An 18,900-nucleotide genomic window follows, 5' to 3' on the forward strand; every position below is an offset into this window, starting at 1 on the left:
GGGACGTGAGACATCCCGCTCAACAGTCCGAGAGCCTCGCCTGTTACGGGCCACCAACCATCCCCCGATCAGTGGCCGAGTTGAAGAAGTTCACTCGACGGTTTCCCGCAGCCCCTCGTGCAGATCGCGCAGCGGCTGGTAGCCCAGCACAGTCCGGGCCGTGGTGAGGTCCGGCTTGCGCAGATCGATGTCGGGGCCGGCGCGTCGGCTGTGGGTGATGCCCGCGCCGCCGCCGATCTCGTTGGTGAGCCGGGCCAGTTCGGCGACGGACAGGTGGTGCCGGTCATCGCCGATGTTGACCGCCCGGCCGACGGCGTCCGGGGCGTACAGGCAGCGGACGAGCCCGTTGGCGAAGTCCTCGGCGTGGCACCAGGCGCGGCACTGCCGGCCGTCCCCGTGCACCGTCAACGGCGCTCCGCTCACCGCCTGCCGGGCCAGCGCGCCCACCGCGTACGCCCCGGTGCGCAGCGGCCCGTAGACGTTGAAGGGACGCACCAGCGTGTAGGGCAGCCCCACTTCGGTGCCGCGGGCGACGGTCATCGCCTCGGCGGTCACCTTGCTGACCGCGTACGACCAGCGGGGGTCGTCGGTGCGCACGGAGAGCCACTCGCCCTCGAAGGCGTCCTCGGCCCGGCTGCCGTAGACCTCGCTGGTGCTGAGTAGGACGAAGCGGCGCAGGGCGGGCTGACGGACGGCGTAGTCGAGTGCGACGACGGTGCCGTCGATGTTCACGCGCAGGGTCTCCACCGGGGCGGCACGGACCTTGTCGACGCCGAGCACGGCCGCCGTGTGGATGACGTGGTCGCTCTCGCCGAGGCCGTCCAGGGCACCGGGCTCGGTGATGTCGGCGCGGGCCACGGTGACGGCGGGGGCGTCGACGATGCCGGACAACTGCGCCGGGGTGCCGTCCGGTTCCCGGTGGTCCACTAGTGTCACCCGGTGGCCGCAGCGCAGCAGACCTGCCGCGATCCAGGTCGCCAGGAAGCCGAGGCCACCGGTGATGAGGGTGTGTGGCGCGGTCGGGGCGGTGGGGTTGGTGGTCACGGTGTGCTCTCTCTGTTCCTGCCGTCCGTGGCGAGGCCGGTCACGATGTCGATGACCCGGTCCTGGTCGTCGGTTTCGCGCATGCCGCGCCACAGCGGCAGCGAGACGAGCCCGGGGAAGACCGCGTCGGCCACGGGGAATTCCGTGCGCAGCTGCGCCGGTGTGCCGGCGAACGCGTCGAGCCGATGCAGCGGGGAGTAGTGGATCTGGCAGTGGACGCGGCGTGCGCGGAAGGCGGTCAGCAGGGCGCGCTTGGACAGGCCCAGCGCCGCGAGGTCGAAGACGACGGGGAACAAGTGGTGTGCGGAGCCGGGCCGTTGCTGCCCCGGGACGGTCCGCACGGCGGGCAGCTGCGCGAAGGCCCGGTGGTAGCGCTCCGCGAGGCGGGCGCGCTCCGTGCGGGACTCCTCGGCCCGGCGGGCCTGCACGGTGCCGACGGCCGCGTGGAAGTCCGACAGCCGGTAGTTGGTGCCGGGGGTGTCGATGGTGTAAGGCCAGGGCGCCTGGTCGTGGGGGTGGTCCGGCAGCGGCGTCATGTTGTGGTTGCGCAGTCCGCGCAGCCGCTCCAGGAGGGCGGGGTCGCGGGTGGCGACGGCGCCGCCCTCGCCGCAGGCCACGGGTTTGACGGGGTGGAAGCTGTAGTAGGCGGCCAGCGACCCCGGCCAGGAGCCGACGGGAGCGCGCGGGTCGTCGTAGTGGCCGCCGATGGCGTGGCAGGCGTCCTCGACGAGGTCGGCGCCGTAGCGGGTGCACAGTGCGGTGAGGGCCGGCAGATCGGCGGTGTGCCCGGCGTAGTGGACCGGGACGACGACGATCACGGCGTAGTGCCGGTGCACCCGGTGGAGGAGGGCGTCGAGGGCGGCCGGCGCGAGGGTGAGCCCGTCCGCCTCGACGTCGCACAGGGCCACGTCCCAGTCCAACAGCCGGGCGGACGCCGGTGCGGCGGCGAAGGTGAGGGTGGGGGTCACCAGCAGCCGGGGGCCGGGGGTGCGCTCGCCGACGATCCGCAGGAGCGCGGAGATGGCGGTGGTGCCGCTGGAGAGGGTGAGGGTCGGGGCACCGGTGAGGCGGGTGAGTTCGCGCTCGAACTCCGCCACCCGGCTCCCGTTGGTCCACATCCCGGAGCGCAGGGCGTCCAGCAGCGCGGTGGCTTCCCCGTCGTCCCAATAGGGATGGGCATAGGGCAGGTCGGCGGGCGCCGCGTCCCCACTCGGGCCGGGGTGCGGGGGCACGGCGGGCCGTGGCAGCTCTCGCGGGTGGGCTCGTGCGTCAGTCACGGGTGGCTCCCGCCGGTGCGATGCACGCGCGCAGGTGTGGCGTGGAGGTGAGCCATTCCAGGGTGGTCCAGCAGTGCTCGCGCCGCAGGTAGTCCTCCTCCTGGATCTCCAGCACCACGCCGGCGCCGTCGGCGGCCTCGATCGCGACGCGCAGCATGGCGGCGAGCAGCCGCTCGTCGATGTCGCCGCGCTGCGGCGGGACCCCCTCGACGCAGACATCCGCGCGAAACGGCATGGCCCGACCGGAGAACGAGCCGAAGTGGAGGTGTTTGACGGGGACCGGTGGCAGCGCCAGCGCGTCGATGTCCGGCGCGCGCTGCTGGAGTTGGGCGATGGAGGCCAGGGTCGTGTACGTCACAGCCCAGTGGCACACGTCCCAAGTGGCGCCGATGCGGGGGGAGTCGAGTTCGAGGAGGGGGAGGTAGTCGTCGGGGCGGACGAAGACCGAGTCGTAGTCGGTGCCCTCCGCGCCGATGATCGGCAGGTTCTCCACGCCGATCCACAGCGGGGCGCCGTCGAGGTCCCCGTCGAGCTCGGCGAGGCGGGCGACCGTGCGCTCGCGGGCCGCGCACAGGTCGAAACCGAGCCAGTCGGCCTGCTCGACGAACTGGTTGGCGTGCAGCACCACGCCCGACGCCCCGCTGTCGACGGCCAGGTCGCAGAACCGTCTCAGTTGGTCGTACGCCGTGCGCTCGCCGACCCAGTGGGCGTTGGTCGTGGGGAAGTGGCAGGTCAGCCGGCGCGCGCCGAGGTCGGTGGCGAAGCGGAGGTTGGCGCGCAGGGTGTCCCACTGGTGAGTGGTCGTCAGATCCGCGCCGTCGAAGACATACGCTTCCAGGCCCCCGGCCTGAGCGACCCAGCGGGTGTCGATCTGTTGGCGCCGCAGCCCGTCGAACGTGATTTGGGGGAGGGCCGGCCGGGGCGGTGCGGTGCGGTCCCTGCCGCGGGCGGTGTAGGTGGGCGTCTGCGTGCTCACAGCTGTTCGACCTCCTGTGCGCTGAGGTGGCCACGGCAATCGAGGATCACCGTGCCGGAGTTGAGTACCAGGTCGTAGTCCACGTCCCGGTGGTCGGTAACGAGCAGGATCGCGTCGGCGGAGGTGCACTCCTCGGCGGTCAGCTCGACCAGTTCGAAGCTGTCCGTGCGCTGTTGGCGGGCCACCCAGGGGTCGGCGACCCGCACGGCGGCTCCGGCGCGCACGAGTGAGTCGCTGATGGCGTGGGTCGGCGCGTTGCGGGCGTCGGCCACATCGGCCTTGAAGGCCAGACCGAGGACGAGAATCCGCGCTCCCCGCAAGGGGGTTCCGGTCCGGGACAGGATCCGGCGCAGCCGCTCGACGGTGTAGTCGGGCATCGAGCTGTTGATGCGCTCGGCCACCGTCAGCAGTTCGCTGGGCGCTCCCGCGGCGGCCAGCGCGTAGTTGAGGTAGTGCACGTTGCTGGGCAGGCAGTGGCCCCCGACGCCGGGCCCGTGGTGGAAGGGCATGAAGCCGAACGGCTTGGATGCGGCGGCGGCCACGACTTCACGGAACGGGATGTTCATGGCCTTGGCCGTCTTGCTGAGCTCGTTGACGTAGGCGATGTTCACGTAACGGAAGGTGTTCTCCAGGAGTTTGGCGAACTCGGCGATCTCGGCGCCGGAGACCTCGACCACGTGCTGGAAGACGGTCTCGTAGAAGTCGCGCGCCAGCTGCCCGGAGCGCTTGTCGAGCCCGGACACTAGCTTGGGGACCTCCTCCAAAACGGTGCCGCGGCCGGGGTCCAGCCGCTCCGGGCTGTAGGCGAAGTGCACATCGGCGCCGGCGCGCAGCCCGGACAACTTCTCGAAGAGGGGGGCGACATGGTGGCGCAGGGCGCCGGGGTAGGTGGTGGACTCCAGCACGATCAGCGCGCCCGGCCGCGCGGAGCGTGCGATGGCGGCGAGGGCCGCGTCGATGTGGCTCAGGTCCGGTGTGTGGCGGGAGGTGAGCGTGGTGGGGGTGGCGATCAGGTACACGTGGCAGCTGGGGGCCTGCGAGGCGTCGAGTACGGGGCGGTACCGCCCGGCCTCGGTGAGCCGGCGCAGGTCCACGGAGTCGACCTCGGCGATGTAGGAGTGGCACCGGGTGAGCGAGGCGTGGCGCGTGGGGTCGGACTCGGCCGCGTAGACGGTGTGGCCGGCGGAGGCGATGGCGACCGCTTCCGGAAGGCCAACGTATCCTTGCCCGACGACGGCGATCAGCACGATTCCCTCGCTTCGCTCGTCGAGGGGCGGGTACGCCGGTCGGATACCGATGGACCGCCGGCCGCGCCGGGGGTGTCGTCCGTACCGCCCTCGAAGAGGGGTAACGGGGCCGCGGAGGCGGCCAGCGAACGGCGGGTGAAGTGCTCCGCCGCGGCCAGGGACAGCAGGCATAGGCCCGCGCCGACGAGCGGCAGGGCACCGGTGCGCCGGGCGCGGCGGGCCCGCAGGGCCGCGCAGGGGGCCAGGGTGGCCCCCGTGGCGGCGAGCCTGCTCAGCACGCCGGTCAACGCCAGGGAACCCACCGCCTCTTCGACGCGGCCGCGCAGTCCGAGCCGGGAGCCGTCGCGGTAGCTGGCGGGTTTGGTGTAGCTGACGCACTCGGCGTCCATGCCCAGGGCGGACAGCACCGCCGCGATGTTGCCCTTGGTGAACCGCAGCCCGGCGAGGTGCCTGGCGGCCTCCCGGCGCATGACGAAGAAGGAACTCGCCCCGTGCGGAAGGCGGTTGCGGCCCAGTCGTGTCTGCAGGAAGTAGAAGACGGCCTGGCCGATGAGCAGGCGGGTCGGGTCGTCGCGCTTTCGGGTGGAGGTGGTCCCGAAGACCGCGGCGACCTCGGGACCAGCACTCTCCAGCACCGCGGCCAGGGCCGGCACCAGCTCCGGCGGGGTTTGCAGATCGGCGTCGAGCACCGCCACCATCCGGCCGCGGGCCGCGGTCATTCCGGCCTTGCTGGCCGCCGTCTGGCCGCAGTTGGGCCGCAACTGCACCCACCGCAGACGGGGGTGGGCCCGCTTGAGGTCGGCCAACAGCCTTGGTGTGGCGTCCTGGCTGCCGTCGTCGACCACCAGGACCTCGAAGGAACGGCTGGAACGCTCACCGGCGTTCAGGACGCGCCGTATGGCTTCGCGTACGATCTGCTCGTCGTTGTACATGGGGGTGGCGAAGGTGAGATCCACCTTCTCGTCGCCCTCGACGGAGGTGCCCATGTGCTGTCTCCTCGGTTCTCGCAGTGGGGGTGGCTCGGCACCGGAAGCGGTGTTCAGCGGGCCCGCTTGAAGCTGACGATCATCTGGGCCGTGGGCATCAGTGGGGCCCGCGCGAAGTCGAAGGCGGCGAACACCGCCGTCAGCGGCTCGTACGTCCAGTGCTGGTAGGCGGGCCGCTGCGCGGTGATGGTGATCCAGCGGCGGTCGTGCATCCAGGCCATGACGCTCAGGGCCCACGGGGGGGGACCCTGCCTGTAGTGGCTTCCCGCCATCCGCAGTCCGCAGCGCGCCCCCAGACGGGCCAGGCCATCACGGGTGAACAGCACGAAATGCCGCGGGCAGTGGTAGCCGCCCCAGTTGCGCTTGCGGAAGAGCCGACAGTCCAGGGTGTCGGTGTTGGGCGTCTTCAGTACCAGAACGCCGTCGTCGGTGAGGAGTTCGCCCATCCTCCGCAACACCCGCCCGGGATCCGGAACGTGCTCGATGATGCTCATCATCATGATCAGGTCGAAGCGCCGGTCGCTGGTGAACTCCTCGACCGGGGTGCAGTGGTAGACGTGCCCCGCGCGCTCCGCCGCCGCGGTGCCGACTGCTGCAGGTCCACCTCGTGGGTCTCCGCCACCCGGTCGCATACGCGGCCGGCGGTGGTCAGCATCCAACCGGCACCGCCGCCCACATCCAGCACCCGGAGCCGGCGCCCCGGAATGCCGTTGAGGACCTTGCGCAGCATGTGGCCGTCGATCCGTTCCTTGATGCGTTCGGTGACCGCGGTCGAGTCCTCGATGCCACCGTACGAGTAGTAATTGGTGGGATAGATTTCGTCGAGGCGGTCGGCCGGGGGCGAGTCGAGATAGACCGTGGCGCACGAGGAGCAGCGCGCGTATCGGTATTCCTGGTCGTTGGTGAAGTACTCCTTGTCCAGCGCCGTCGCGAACAGCTCGAGCCGGTCCGCCGCGCAGACCGGGCAGGCCATCAACGGCTGCTCGCGGACCGTGTGGGTGTCATCCACGCCGTGCCTCCAAAAGGAGCCTCGTCAGTGCCGCGCCGTAACCGATGCGGCTCGCTTCCATTTCCGCCGCCAGGGGGCGTGCGGGCGATGAACCGCTCCATGTCCTCGAAGCGGGTGTAGGAGATCGCCGGGTCCCAGTGGTGCAGCAGGTGTTTGTTGAACCCGACGGCGCCGAAGGTGCGGGATACCGGATCGCTGCCGAACATCCGGTTGACGGGGCCGTGTTCCACGACGGTGAAGTCGACGGAACAGGGCGCTTCCAGTCGACGATGCTCGACGATGGTGCGGGTCATCGCGCACAGCGGGAAGACCACGCCGACTCCCAGCAACCAGGCGAGCGCCGCCGGCAACCAGCCGTTGACCACCAGCAGCGCGAGGATTCCGGCGTGCAGGACCACCGTCCGCAAAGACGCCATGGCCCCGCTCGTGGCACGGGACGGCCGCCGCCGGCCGGGGCCGTGCCGTCGCGCGCGGACGGCCGCTTCGGGCGCGTGCGGGCGGGTGCCGGGCGGCGCGCCAACCTGGCTTTGTGCAGCAGGACTTCCAGGACCCGTAAGCCGGTCATCCCTTGAGGACGTTCACCACCGACAGGCAGAGCTGATAGGTGGTCTCGGTGTCACGATGGCTTCCGATATGGGCGTGGTGCGCCATGTGCGTACGGCGGTAATTGACGGTGGTCGACCCGAAGAACAGCCATATGAGCCGGTCGTTGGCCTTTCTCCGCGGGGCCAGATTGGCATGGGCCGCCTCGTGTCCGAAGAGGAAGAGGGCGTGCAACCAATAACCGGTCCACAACGCCACGGGAACCGCCACTGCACACGCGGCAGTCCGCCCGAAGGACTGCTGCACGAGATCGACGACGGCGACTCCGGTGGCCAGGGACAGATAGCACGCCGCGATGTCCCGCCAGATGATTCCGTAGCGAGGGGGCAGGGCCTTGCGGTAGTCGATCCACCGCACGCCGTCGCGGTCGATGATCGACGGGAGGTGGGGAGAACCCGGATTGTCTTGGGGAGGGGGACGTTGTCCTCAGGCACAGTGGGATGGTGCGGCGTTTCCATGCTTTTCACCATTGCTCGCGCAGTGCATTACGGGTGTCAGAGGCAGTCGAACGCGTCCGCCGGAAAGCGAGGGGAGCGGAAGGGAAATGTGGAGTGTCGGGGCCGGCCGATCAAAGTGACGGCAAACTGGCCCGAGTTGTCGTGTACAATCCTATCCCGGCGCAGAGTGACTACCGTCACATCTCGCCAAGATCCGTTGATGGCTGGGCGAACGTCATTTAGCTCTCATGTTCGCCAATGCCAAGACTTCGGGGGATTTTGAAGGCCCGCCGCGCGGACAGAGAAGGAGACGACGCCCCCCATGTGGGGAACGTCGTTGATCGTTGCGCCAACGCCCGCAAGGCGCGCGTGGACTTGCGTGGACTGGCCGCCCAGCGGAACGATGACCGCCGGGAGGATCCTCCCATCCCGACGGAACATCCGGCTCCGTCGAGCGGCGCTCCATGCTGCCGTCCAGCTCTGCGGATTCACAGCAAAGCATCGCCTCCAGGGCGGCGGATGCCTGCCTCCCGGTCACCGAACCGCCTTGCGGGGTCGGGTGGAACGAAGAGACAGTGCCAGGAAAGAGTAAAGTGATTCGTCCTACGGAAAACTCAGAGATCTCGCGTCTGCGCGACATTAAACGGGCTGCCGGGCGGCTGTTCATCGATCTCGACACGGCGGCCGTCGCGGAAGACGAATGCACCTGGCCGGTCGCGTTGAAACGACAGCCGTTGGTGTACGGAGGAATCGGATCAATATCCACTACAGGAGGCAGGTCCTCATACACCACAGGTTCGAGATCGGGCACAACAGGTACAAACTCGCCTACGCCCTCAGACTCAACGGATTTGGGCGCGATGGGTGTGGGAACTGGCTCGGAACTGTGCGGCATGACACTGCTCCTACAGTAGTAGTGCTTCGTTAAGTTGGTTTTGATGGTGTGTTGCCTTCGCGTACGGGGCGGTGTGTGGCGGTTGCAGGTGGGATGAGTTCAGGGGCAGGGTGAGACCGTCGGTGACGGCGTCGAGGTCCTTGCGGAGCCCGTTGGCGAAGGTGAAGATTCCCCAAGGCAGGGTAGTTAGCGCTGGTGACGGGTGTGTAAGGCGAGGGTCGGATACCTCTGCGCTGCTCGGAACGTGAGCAACGCGGCTCCGTTGAGACAGGTGTCGACCAAGACGCCCTGCCCATGGAGCCGCGTTGTCTCGCTATTCCGCCTCCAGTGATCGTCACGGAGGTCACAGTCCGGCTCGCATCGGAACGTCCATCCAAATTCCGTTCCGCATAACGGGCAATGGGCGACTTCACCCTGCGGGTGCTGATGCGCAGTCGGTGTGCCGATGACAGCGCCGATAGGACTCGACGGCCGATTGTCCCGATGCCCTGCTCAACGATTCCTTCCGCACGAACCAGCAGGTCGCGCCCTGTTTGGAGGGCGACGGTGAATCCGCAGCGGTCGACATCGGTGCCAGGCCGAGCCCTCGATGCCTCCGGCGTTCGTGCAGGTGACGCTTACCTCGGCTTCGACGATGCGTACCGGAGAACCGACGATGGCCGAGAGGTAGGAGGCGTCTGCGAGGGTCCTCAGGACTGGCGGGCGGCGTGCGGCCCACGATACGGGCGCCGGTGGCGTGCACGGCGGCGAGGAAGCGCTTGCCGTCGAAGCCCTGGTCGGGTCCCGCAGCACCTCCGGGGTACGCGGTTGAGGCCAGCGCTCCGGACACCACCGCGAACAGGGCCTTCATCGGAGCGCAGCCCACTCGACGGCGCAGATCGCGCAAGCTCTTCGTGCTCGGTGCCGGCCGCACGCAGCCGAGCCCGGATGCCATCTTGTCCCACACCAGCCGGAACCCGATCTCCGGGAACAGCACATTGCCACCAGGAAGTACACCCCGACCCGCGAGGGCAGATCCCGAAGCCGCTGTTGGACGACACGGGTCTCCTCCAGGACGGCGTCCACCAATTCGAAGGGCAGGAAGGGAGCCGGGCCGCCCAGATGGCCGGCAGTCAACTCTTCGGCAGCCACGGCGACTTCCCGCGAGTGCGTTGCCATGTCCCGGGGGCGGTCCCTACTTCACCGACCCAACCTCGAGTCGGAATCTCAGCAGATAGACTATTTCAGGAACGTGCCAGGAGAGCTGCCAGGCACCTTTTGGGTGTCTGTTCATGGGCGCAAAGACCGACGGTCACTTACGAGTGTGACGTCTCCCCCACCGCTCGCCAAGGGGCATCGTCAACTGGCGAGGTCCCCCTCGTAACGTGGAGCCCTTGTGCGGGTGAGGCTGTGGGGCAGGCGGCGGAAGGCGGGTCAACATCGCCGGAGTCGTCTGCTACCGCGTCGGCCACCGTTCTCGCTTCTTCTGCGCGCTGCACCTTTGGTGTGGGCGCCGGGGAGAGCCGAAGGCGTTCTCCTGACGCCAGTGTCGCGACCTGATCGTCACGGCCCACCAGCAACTGGGCACCCGGTCGTGTGGTGCTGGGGCAACCTCAACGTGTACCTCCGGCGAGAGCTGGTCGACTTCACCGAGGAACATCAGGACTGGCTGCGAGTCTTTCAACTACTCCTCTACGCACCGGAGTTGAATCCGGTAGAAGAAATCCGATCCTGACCCAAGCGGCACCTGTCTGACTTCACCGCCGCCGACCTCAACCACTTCACCCGCGTCATCAAACGACAGTTCTGAAGAGGATCCAGTGCCGGCTCCACCTTGTCGACGGATGCCTCTCGCCCGCCGGTCTCACCATGAACAAGCCACCGGACGCTACGAGTTCAACCTGAGTAGTACTGGACTGTGTCTCGACTGTCGGAATTCGCAGTCGAGACCAGCAGACCTGGAGGGCCATTTCGGTGAGCGGAGAATTGAGCCAGTTCTGGCGCAGACGTAGAGGACGGAACCGGCGAAACATGACAAACCCCCAAATGGAATAGGAGAGTTGGAGTTACCATCGAAGATTCCTTGAATGCGGAAATGCAGGGGAGAGTATGAGGAAGAAGGAGTACCGGTACCAGTACGACAGCCAGGAGCATGAAGACATCTATGCCCATGCCGCCGGTGCAATCGGCGGCCTGGGCATGGTCCTGGCGGTCCTGATCGCGATCAAGTCGAAGCTGGGCCTCAACTGGCCCGCGACCATCCTGCTCGCCGCGGGCACGCTGGTCGCACTCGGCTACGTGGCCTGGAGGGTCAAGGCCGCCGTAATGCGCTGGTGGACCAGAGAACCCGCTGAGACACCACCCAAGACAACGACATTGGCACAGCCCCTGCCCGAGGCGGCCGCTGAGACGGCTGTTCCGATACACCCGGAACTGACTGCGGCTCTGACACGTACCGGTGCGATCGGCCGGGACGAAGTCATCGCCCAAAGCGACGTCCGGGTAGAAGAGTTGCCGGGCATCGGCATCAAGTACACCTTCCTGGTGCCCGAAGGCCGTACCCATGAGGATGTTTCCAAACGGCTGGGGCCGATCGCCTCGATGCTCGGAGTGACCCGGCTCCACCTGAAACTGGAGACCTCCCGGCACACCGAACGCGAAGTCAGGCTGCTGAAGTTGGACCAGCCGCCGTTCAGCCGCCTTTTCGCACCACCCACCAAGGAGCAGATCCGGGCGTATGACGGTGTGCCGTTCGGGTATGACGTCACCGGTGCTCTGGCCGGAGTGAAGACGTTCGACAAGGCGTCCATGCTGATCGCCGGTATGACGCAGATGGGCAAAACTACTCTGGTCAACGGGCTCATCACCTGCCTCCTTATTGCCTACGGCGAATTCGACTTGTACTTGTTGGACGGCAAGCTGTGCGGTCTGACCAAGTTCGAGAAACTCGCCGTTCGCTACGAGGCATCTGACGACCCATCTGTCATGGAGTCCATGCTGGATGACCTCCTGTCCCGCGTCGACGGCCGGTACATCAAACTCCAAGATGCGATCCGGAACCGGCAGCCGACACCGAAGTTCCGCCCGGTGTTCTTCATCGTGGATGAAGCCGCCGACTTCTACACCGACAACGGCACCAAAGAATCCATCACTCAGGTGCGCCGGGTAGAGGACAAGTCGCGGTCCCTGGTCGCAAAATCCCTGGAGTCCGGGATTTCCACGATCATGCTGACGCAGCGGCCGGCGAAGGAAGCGATCCCGGTCAAGGTCCGGGACCAGTTCCTCTACCGCATGTGCCTCTACGTGGCCTCGGAGGGAGGTGCGAAAGTCGCCCTCGGCGACTCGTATTTCGATACCATCGCCCCCATCCACCCAGCCCTGCTTGACCCTGCCATCAAGGGCCAGGCCGTGCTGTTCGCCAACGGTGCGTCAACTCTGCTCCGAGGCTTCAACTTCGCTGACGCATTCATCTGGGGCGTCGTCGACGAAGTCCACGCCCAACGCACGAAGAAACTCGAAAACCAACCAACATCCCCGCGTAAAAAAGCAATTGACCTCATGCGCGCCAAGGGAGTTGACTTCATGGCCACATCAGACCTGGCTGAAGCGCTCGGGATTGAGGGAGGAAATTCAGCGGCGGTTGGACTGAAGCTCAGCAAGCTATTGGAGGTAGCCCCACACAAGGCATCGGGAGGTGTGCGCGGCTACCTACTGGCCGACCTCACCGCAGCCGCTATGTCCGATTCGTGACCCGCCCAACCACCCGCCCACTGCCCGCCACACCGGTCCGCCCAGTGGCGGGTCGCCGACTCGTTGGGCGGGAGCTGGGCGGGACGTGGGCGGGTGCGAGTGGCGGACCTGACCAGGGAAAACACCGAAAACAGCAGGAAGGGGGGAAGCCTTGAGACCAGGTGCTGTAGGGGTCGTGATCGGCGTCGGGGCGACCGTGGTCGTCATCGGGGCCGCGTTCATCCAGGCCGCCGGCAACGACCCGGTGCTGAACATGGCGCTGAGCGTCAGCGTTCCGACCAAGTACCAAGGGCTGGTCGAAGACGCGGGACATACCTGCCCGGAGGTCACGCCGAATCTGCTGGCGTCGCTGCTCACCCAGGAATCCGGTTTCAATCCCAAAGCGCAATCGCCGGTGGGGGCGCAGGGTATCGCCCAGTTCATGCCGTCCACGTGGGAGAGCAGCGGAGTCGACGGCAACGGGGATGGTAAGCGGGATGTGTGGGACCCCGAAGACGCGATTCCGTCGGCCGCGAAATACCTGTGCGGTATCGCCAAGGACGTCAAGGATGTTCCCGGCAACAAGCAGAGCAACATCCTCGCCGCGTACAACGCGGGTACCGGAGCCGTCCGCAAGTACGGGGGCGTCCCTCCGTTCAAAGAAACACAGAGCTACGTCCGGTCGATAACCTCTCTGGCCGATCAACCCGCAAAGGGAGGGAAACCCGGAACGACCATACGCGCCGAACAGGGCGCCACGGCCGTGAACGTTGCTCAGGAAGTGCTGGGCACCCCGTATTCGTGGGGTGGCGGTAGCGAGTCCGGACCGAGCACCGGAACGTGCTGTTCTCCTCTGGGCCGCTCCGGTGCCGACATCCGCGGATTCGACTGCTCTGGCCTCACCCTCTATGCATATGCGAAAGTCGGTGTCACCCTGCCCCGCACAGCGGCGGCGCAATACGCGGCATCCAAACCCATCAAATCCAAGTCCGACCTCATGCCTGGCGACTTGGTGTTCTACGGGTCCAGCGCAGAGAGCATTCACCACGTCGGAATTTACGTCGGCGGCGGTTACATGATCGACGCCCCACGACCTGGCACCGAAGTTCGGTTCTCTCCGCTCGACTCGGTGCACGACCTGTTCGCCTTCGCCCGCCCCATTCACAGCGCATCCAAGGAGATCTGACGCATGTCCAAGTCCGTCATCGTCGCTAAGGCCATCGGCAAGACCGTTCAGTTCGCCGAAGGCCGCGATCTTTCCGGCGGGTTCAGCGACTTCTTCCGCTCCATCGGGATGACCGGCGCTGGCCTGGTCACCAAGGGAATTGCCGCCGTCATCGCGGTAATCGCGGTGCGGATGCTCTTCAGCCTCAGCGGCGACCCCAAGCGCGCACTGCGCCACGGGTCCATGGCGATCGGCACGCTGTTCGTCGCCGTGGTCCTGGCCATGTACGGCGGAGAACTGTTCTCGACCGTGACCGACGCTCACAAGTAGCGCGGGATGACCGGCAATTGAAAGGGGGTGTTCGATGACCTCGTCGCTGAACTGGGGCCGTATCTGGTGTCTGGCGCTGCTGCTGGCCGTGGTCGGTATTCTCCTCGACCCGCAGCCCAGCCCCGCCCAGGCGGACCCCAAAACCACCTGCGACTCCGTCCCGGGGCAGCTCAGAAAGTTCTGCCACGACAAGAAGCAGGAAACCGAGCGGTGCAAGGACTTCCATGGCCCCGCCAAACTCGACTGTGAGTCCCAAGGCGAGTCCTCACAGAAGGACTCATCGGGGCCGTGCTCGCTGCTCAAGGGCGTTGCACGAAAACTGTGTGAGAACCGCACTAAAGACATCCCTGGCCTGTCCAGCGGGGGCCGGGACGGGGGCGAGAGCGGGCTGACCAACGGGGCCTCCCAACACGTCAAAGACCTCGCGAATTGGCTGATCGACAAGATCAAGAGCCTTGTCGCCCCCAAGGATGCCTGGGCGCCGGAGAAGGCCGATAACGCGGCGTTCGCCCCGTTCCTATGGCTCGGTCAGCATCTGGCTGTGGCGATCTTCGTCTGCGTCATTGTCGTGTGTGGTCTGTCCGCGTGGCAGGGCACACCGCGCCTGAAGCAGATGGGGCACTCAACAGGGTGGACGCTGGTGGCCGTAGCCGGCATGGCGTCCGTCCCCGGCATCGTCATGCTGCTGAACAAGGCGGTCAGCGAAGCGTTCACGGCAGCGTTCAATACGGACGAGTCATCGCTGTTCGGCGCCATCACCCAGGACCTCAAGAACGGCGCCGACTCGGGGAACCCACTGGCGATCCTGATCATCGTCTCCGCGCTGTGTGTCGCCCTCGGCTTCGCCGCGCTCGTGTTCATGACCCGCCAACCCGGCATCCTGGCGTTCGTCTGCATCTCGCCGCTGGTGATCGCTTCCCTGGCACGCGGAGGCGACACAGAGGCAGTCCAAAGGTGGGCTCAGCGCCTGCTGGGCCTCATGTTCGCCCCCATGGCACTGCTCCTCGTCGCGCCGTTCGTGAAGCTAGTTCAAGGCAGCCTGGTGATGGACGCGGTGCTCCTGGTCGCGGCCGACGCCGTGATGCTGCGGATGATTTTCCACGGAGTTCCGTACATCGGGCCCCGGTTGGCCGGCGCCGCGCGGTCGATGGTGGAGAGCCGTACGACGAATCCGCTTGCGCGGGCGGCCATTCGGGCGAGCGTGCCTGACTTCCATGAACAGGAGAACAGCCCCCGCGGCCCTCTCCTGGTGCCCACTCCGGGGCGCGCCATGGCCCAGGACGGCGATGTGCTGTTCGCCTCGTACGGGGGCCGACCTCGACCGCGGCCGGGTCGGCTGACGACCGAATCGGCCATGGCGCAGATCAACAACGATGGGCAGCGCAGCCAACGACTGATGGCCGCGCGTCGGCAGGCCCGCGCTGCCAACCAGCCCCCTGCCGACTCCCGGCCAACGCCCAACGGGCGTACCCCCGCCCCCGCGCCGGCACCCAGGCCGGCGCGAGGGCCCCGCAGTTCGCCTCCCGGCCCGCGGTCGAGTGGGCCAAACACCCCTTAGAAGAGGAGATTTGCCGTGTACTCCCTGTCCCCCGGCTATCGCGTCCCCGCCATCCAACGCGGGCTGAGCCCCACAGAGGTCGTGCTGACCAAGATGAACGCCGGGGCAGGAGCAGCCTTGTTGATGTCGGCGATGCTCAACCAGCCGCCGGGCTGGGCGTTCGGGGCCATCGCGGGCATCGCCGGGCTGGTCAACGTCGCGCCCGGACGCCGCTCGATCGCCCGCTGGGCGACCGTCGGCGTCCGGCTCTGGCGCGAGCGCACCACCCCCGACCTGGCCAACAGCACGGGCACCACCAGGACGTGGACGCTCTACCCGCACCACGGCACCGTGCAAGACCCCTACATCAGGGCCGCCTTTCACGAGGCGTTCGCCAAGGCGTTGACCTTCGCCGCCGGGCAGGCCCGCAGCGCCGGCATCCAGGTCCACGTCACCCACCACGCCACCGCGGGGGACTACACCACCCACACACAGACCATCTCCGTGCACATCCCCAAAGGGCTGGTCGGCCACCCTGAACGCGTCATCAGCACCATCGAGAGCGAACTCGCCGCCCTCGGCATGCTGACGCCGGCCACCCCCGAGCCGGTACCGGCCGTGTGCGACCGCGCCACCACCTGGGCCGCCTTCGACGACGGCAGCCACGCCGCCACAGCACGGATCACCGCCTGGCCGACCGAGACCGACGGCGACCTGATGCCCAAACTCCTGCTCGGCAGCAGCCACGACCGCACCACCGATCGCTCCTTGGCCGTCCTCTACCGACCGCTGCCCGCCGCGCAGTCGCGCCGCTCCGCGAAGTGGCAGTCGGCCGCGGCCGGGGCCTTCACGGCCGATCAGGTCAAGAAGGACGCCGACGAAGCGGCCAGCGGCACCACCCACGGCGCGCTCGTGCAGGGCGATTGCCTGGTCGACGTCGACGCCTACCTGACCGTCTGGGGTGACAGCCCCGAGGCGGTCACCGACGCGCGCTGGGACGCCTCCCTCGTCGCTGACCGGCACCGCATCCAACTCGACTGGCTCACCGGCCAGCAGCAGCGCGCCCACGTCATGACCACTCCGCACGGGGCCGCGACCCGGAAAGGGGCCGTCCTGTGACGAACCGTCTGCCTGCGACTCAAGCCGCCATCACCGCGCCCTTGGTCGCCGCCGACGCCACGTTCCCCGGCATCCCGATCGGACGTTCTGAGACCGATGGCAGGGCCTTCCACCTGTCCCCGGTCCTGGTCGACGACCGCGTCCTGCCCGCTACCAACTCCCTGGCTCTGGGCGGGCTCGGGTCGGGCAAGTCCGCGACGGCCAAGATCCGCGCCCGCCGCGAGATCCTGCACCACGGCCACCAGTACGTCATCATCGACTCCTTCGGGGAGGAGACGGCTGCCGGCGAGTGGGGCAAGCTCACCGAATCCCTCGACGGCCTGATCATCGAGGCCGGCGCCTTCACACTGAACCCGTGCTCGCCCGAACTGGAGCCTGTACGCGAGGAACTGATCCGCTCGCTGATCGCCGCGGTCGAACCCGCCGCGCTCACCCCGCAGTCCACCCACGCACTCCAGCACGCCCTCAACAGCCCCAAGGCCGAAACGCTCGGCGGACTGGTCGACGCACTGGTGAGCCCGGAGGACGGCCGTTGGCCGGCCGACAAGCTGGCCGTGTGGGGCGAAGGAGTCGCCATCGCCCTGTCCCGCTACACCGAAGGCTCGCTGCGCGGCCTGTTCGACGGCCCCGCCGCGAGCCTCCCCCCGACCGACCTGCCCATCGTGTCCTTCGACTTCAGCAGCCTCGACCGCAACTCCCCTGCGATCCCCGCGCTCATGGCCGCAATCGCCTGCTGGGTCGAGCACGTGTGGCTGCGGCAATCGACCGCCCCGCACCGGCACCTGGTGCTCGAAGAGGCATGGCAGATCCTGCTGTCTCCCGCCACGAGCGAGCTCATCCAGCGCCTGCTCAAGAACTCCCGCAAGGCCGCGTTCTCCCTCGACGTCGTGATGCACACGCTCTCCGACCTCGGCGACGGCCGCGCCCAGGACCTAGCCCGACTCTGCGAAATCGCCCATGTCGGACGCCTAGGACCTGATGAGGCGGCCGTCGTCGGCGCGCTCCTCGGACTGCCCGCATGGGCCGTCAAGAAGATCCCAACCCTGGAGCCGGGACAAGCCGTGTGGAAGGTCGGCCCGGACCACGTCGACGTCATCAAGACCACCCGCAGCGAGGAAGAACTCCGGCTCACCGACACCTCCACCCGGCGCCGCAAGGCCCAACAAGCCCTTGCCAACAGCGACGAACCGGCCGTGCCCTTGACCAAGGACACCCCGCCGGAAGAGGACGACGCGTACGACGCTGACGCCGCCGAGGACGGGGACGGGTGGGACTTCGAGCTGCCGCGGAACACCATCGACACCGTCTACACCGGGCCGCAACTCGACAGCCGACACCACACCGTCGTCCAGGCCGCCCACGAAGGCCGACTGATCGAAGCCTCCGAACTCGCCGCCCTCGGAGAGCGCGAGGACATCACCGCCCACGGCATCAACTCCCCCCAGGCCACAGCCTGGCTCATCACCCGAGCAAAGGCGGCCGAACTGTCCGGAAACACTCACCAAGCCGCGCACCTACGCGCTACCGTCGCCCGCATGGGGCACAACGACGGCGCATGGTTCGAGAACACCGACAACTCCACACAATGGCACCGAGGCCCCCAACCTCCCGAGCCCGCACCCACGGCTGGGGCCGCGGCCGGGGCCAACGACCAGCCCCCGCCCCGCGCACGTCGGCGTACCTGGCCCTACATCGCCGCCGTCGCCGCCCTGGTCCTCACCGCCGCCGGCGTATGGCAGAAGGCCGATGACGACCGCCAGCAAGAGCAGCGCCAGCATAAGGCCGCCGCCTACAAGGGCCGTTCGGGCGCAAAACTCGACATTGACAGTGTCAAGGCCGACGTCGTGGCCCACTGGACCCAGAACACGGAGCACGTCATTGTCGAACTGCGATCCTATTTCGACCCCAATGCCAAGTACCTGCGCCTCGATGCTGATGGCCGGAGCGCCCAAAGCACCAAAAAGGGCTTGTACCCCGCCACCCCAGAGATTGAGCTGCCAGTCAACGATCCTCTGGCTGACGTAACCGTCCGGGTGACGGTCGGTGGAAAGAGCTGGAAGAAAGGTGCCCGCGCCGCTTCGCGCGTGATCCGGCTGTCACCGACCGGTATCGCGTACGACGCCGAAACCGGAGAGAAATTGCCCTCCGATCTCTGACCGCCGTCGACCACTTCCGACAAGCTGAAGGGGCCCCGCCAACGGATGTTGACGGGGCCCGTTCAGCAATGCTCAAGAAGTGGCGAGGTGATCGAACTTGGCCAGCTTGCGCAGCAGCGCCGCGGATTTTGGAGGCTCTGACCGCGCTTGCGTGAATCACCAGGTCAGGGTCGGGAACGCACGAACGTTTCGGCTTGGTGTTCTGCTGCGTGGTGATCAAGGCGATCGAGGATGTGCCGTTCCCTGGGGCCGATGTGCGAGTCGAGCGCGTCAGCGAATCCTGAGGCGAGCTCGTGGTTGAAGCGATGTCCACCAGTGAACTTCTTCAACTCGGCCACTGATCGGGGGATGGTTGGTGGCCCGTAACAGGCGAGGCTCTCGGACTGTTGAGCGGGATGCCTCACGTCCCAA

General features: G+C 67.4%; 14 protein-coding genes and 2 pseudogenes. 6 read left to right on the forward strand and 10 right to left on the reverse strand.

The window, feature by feature from the left end:
* Positions 1 to 90: 90 nt before the first annotated feature.
* The 9 genes and pseudogenes from ACFVFQ_RS37380 to ACFVFQ_RS37420 all read right to left on the reverse strand — a co-directional run bounded on the left by ACFVFQ_RS37380 (position 91) and on the right by ACFVFQ_RS37420 (position 9,632).
* Positions 91 to 1,044 carry an NAD-dependent epimerase/dehydratase family protein gene (locus tag ACFVFQ_RS37380; protein ID WP_383425017.1) on the reverse strand — a complete coding sequence of 318 codons (954 nt, stop codon included), beginning with the start codon at positions 1,042 to 1,044 and terminating at the stop codon, positions 91 to 93.
* On the reverse strand, positions 1,041 to 2,321 hold the full coding sequence (locus tag ACFVFQ_RS37385) for a DegT/DnrJ/EryC1/StrS family aminotransferase (RefSeq protein WP_383425019.1): 1,281 nt from the start codon (positions 2,319 to 2,321) through the stop codon (positions 1,041 to 1,043). The genes ACFVFQ_RS37380 and ACFVFQ_RS37385 overlap by 4 nt, the downstream gene beginning before the upstream one ends.
* The gene (locus ACFVFQ_RS37390; protein ID WP_383425021.1) at positions 2,314 to 3,297 is read right to left on the reverse strand and encodes a sugar phosphate isomerase/epimerase family protein; all 984 of its coding nucleotides are present in this window, start codon (positions 3,295 to 3,297) and stop codon (positions 2,314 to 2,316) included. Before ACFVFQ_RS37390 ends, ACFVFQ_RS37385 begins: the two co-directional genes overlap by 8 nt.
* Entirely contained in the window at positions 3,294 to 4,544 is a 1,251-nt protein-coding gene (locus ACFVFQ_RS37395; RefSeq protein ID WP_383425023.1) for a nucleotide sugar dehydrogenase, read from the reverse strand. Before ACFVFQ_RS37395 ends, ACFVFQ_RS37390 begins: the two co-directional genes overlap by 4 nt.
* Positions 4,538 to 5,530, reverse strand: coding sequence for a glycosyltransferase (locus tag ACFVFQ_RS37400; protein ID WP_383425025.1), 993 nt, complete (start codon positions 5,528 to 5,530; stop codon positions 4,538 to 4,540). Before ACFVFQ_RS37400 ends, ACFVFQ_RS37395 begins: the two co-directional genes overlap by 7 nt.
* A 53-nt stretch (positions 5,531 to 5,583) precedes the next feature.
* Entirely contained in the window at positions 5,584 to 6,162 is a 579-nt protein-coding gene (locus tag ACFVFQ_RS37405; protein ID WP_383425027.1) for a class I SAM-dependent methyltransferase, read from the reverse strand.
* A gap of 340 nt (positions 6,163 to 6,502) precedes the next feature.
* Positions 6,503 to 7,006, reverse strand: a pseudogene (locus ACFVFQ_RS37410) (fatty acid desaturase); the annotation flags it as partial.
* A gap of 94 nt (positions 7,007 to 7,100) precedes the next feature.
* Positions 7,101 to 7,499, reverse strand: coding sequence for a fatty acid desaturase (locus tag ACFVFQ_RS37415; RefSeq protein ID WP_383425029.1), 399 nt, complete (start codon positions 7,497 to 7,499; stop codon positions 7,101 to 7,103).
* Positions 7,500 to 8,883: 1,384 nt separating this feature from the next.
* A pseudogene (locus ACFVFQ_RS37420) lies at positions 8,884 to 9,632 on the reverse strand (transposase domain-containing protein).
* Between the two features lie 930 nt (positions 9,633 to 10,562).
* Between ACFVFQ_RS37420 and ACFVFQ_RS37425 the strand changes: the two are divergent.
* The 6 genes from ACFVFQ_RS37425 (at position 10,563) to ACFVFQ_RS37450 (ending at position 18,489) form a co-directional block, all read left to right on the forward strand.
* Positions 10,563 to 12,203, forward strand: coding sequence for an FtsK/SpoIIIE domain-containing protein (locus tag ACFVFQ_RS37425; protein ID WP_383425031.1), 1,641 nt, complete (start codon positions 10,563 to 10,565; stop codon positions 12,201 to 12,203).
* Between the two features lie 175 nt (positions 12,204 to 12,378).
* On the forward strand, positions 12,379 to 13,368 hold the full coding sequence (locus ACFVFQ_RS37430) for an NlpC/P60 family protein (protein ID WP_383425033.1): 990 nt from the start codon (positions 12,379 to 12,381) through the stop codon (positions 13,366 to 13,368).
* A gap of 3 nt (positions 13,369 to 13,371) precedes the next feature.
* The gene (locus ACFVFQ_RS37435) at positions 13,372 to 13,677 is read left to right on the forward strand and encodes a hypothetical protein (protein WP_383425035.1); all 306 of its coding nucleotides are present in this window, start codon (positions 13,372 to 13,374) and stop codon (positions 13,675 to 13,677) included.
* Positions 13,678 to 13,711: 34 nt separating this feature from the next.
* A complete protein-coding gene (locus tag ACFVFQ_RS37440) occupies positions 13,712 to 15,235 on the forward strand; it encodes a hypothetical protein (RefSeq protein ID WP_383425037.1) in 1,524 nt (507 codons plus the stop codon).
* Between the two features lie 15 nt (positions 15,236 to 15,250).
* Positions 15,251 to 16,333 carry a hypothetical protein gene (locus tag ACFVFQ_RS37445; protein WP_383425039.1) on the forward strand — a complete coding sequence of 361 codons (1,083 nt, stop codon included), beginning with the start codon at positions 15,251 to 15,253 and terminating at the stop codon, positions 16,331 to 16,333.
* Entirely contained in the window at positions 16,330 to 18,489 is a 2,160-nt protein-coding gene (locus ACFVFQ_RS37450; protein WP_383425040.1) for a hypothetical protein, read from the forward strand. The genes ACFVFQ_RS37445 and ACFVFQ_RS37450 overlap by 4 nt, the downstream gene beginning before the upstream one ends.
* Before the next feature lie 164 nt (positions 18,490 to 18,653).
* Here the strand turns inward: ACFVFQ_RS37450 and ACFVFQ_RS37455 are convergent.
* Positions 18,654 to 18,900: hypothetical protein (locus ACFVFQ_RS37455; RefSeq protein ID WP_383425042.1), on the reverse strand; the 247-nt coding region annotated here is incomplete at its 5' end.

Origin of the sequence: Streptomyces sp. NPDC057743, assembly GCF_042798755.1 — a bacterium.
Taxonomy (GTDB): domain Bacteria; phylum Actinomycetota; class Actinomycetes; order Streptomycetales; family Streptomycetaceae; genus Streptomyces.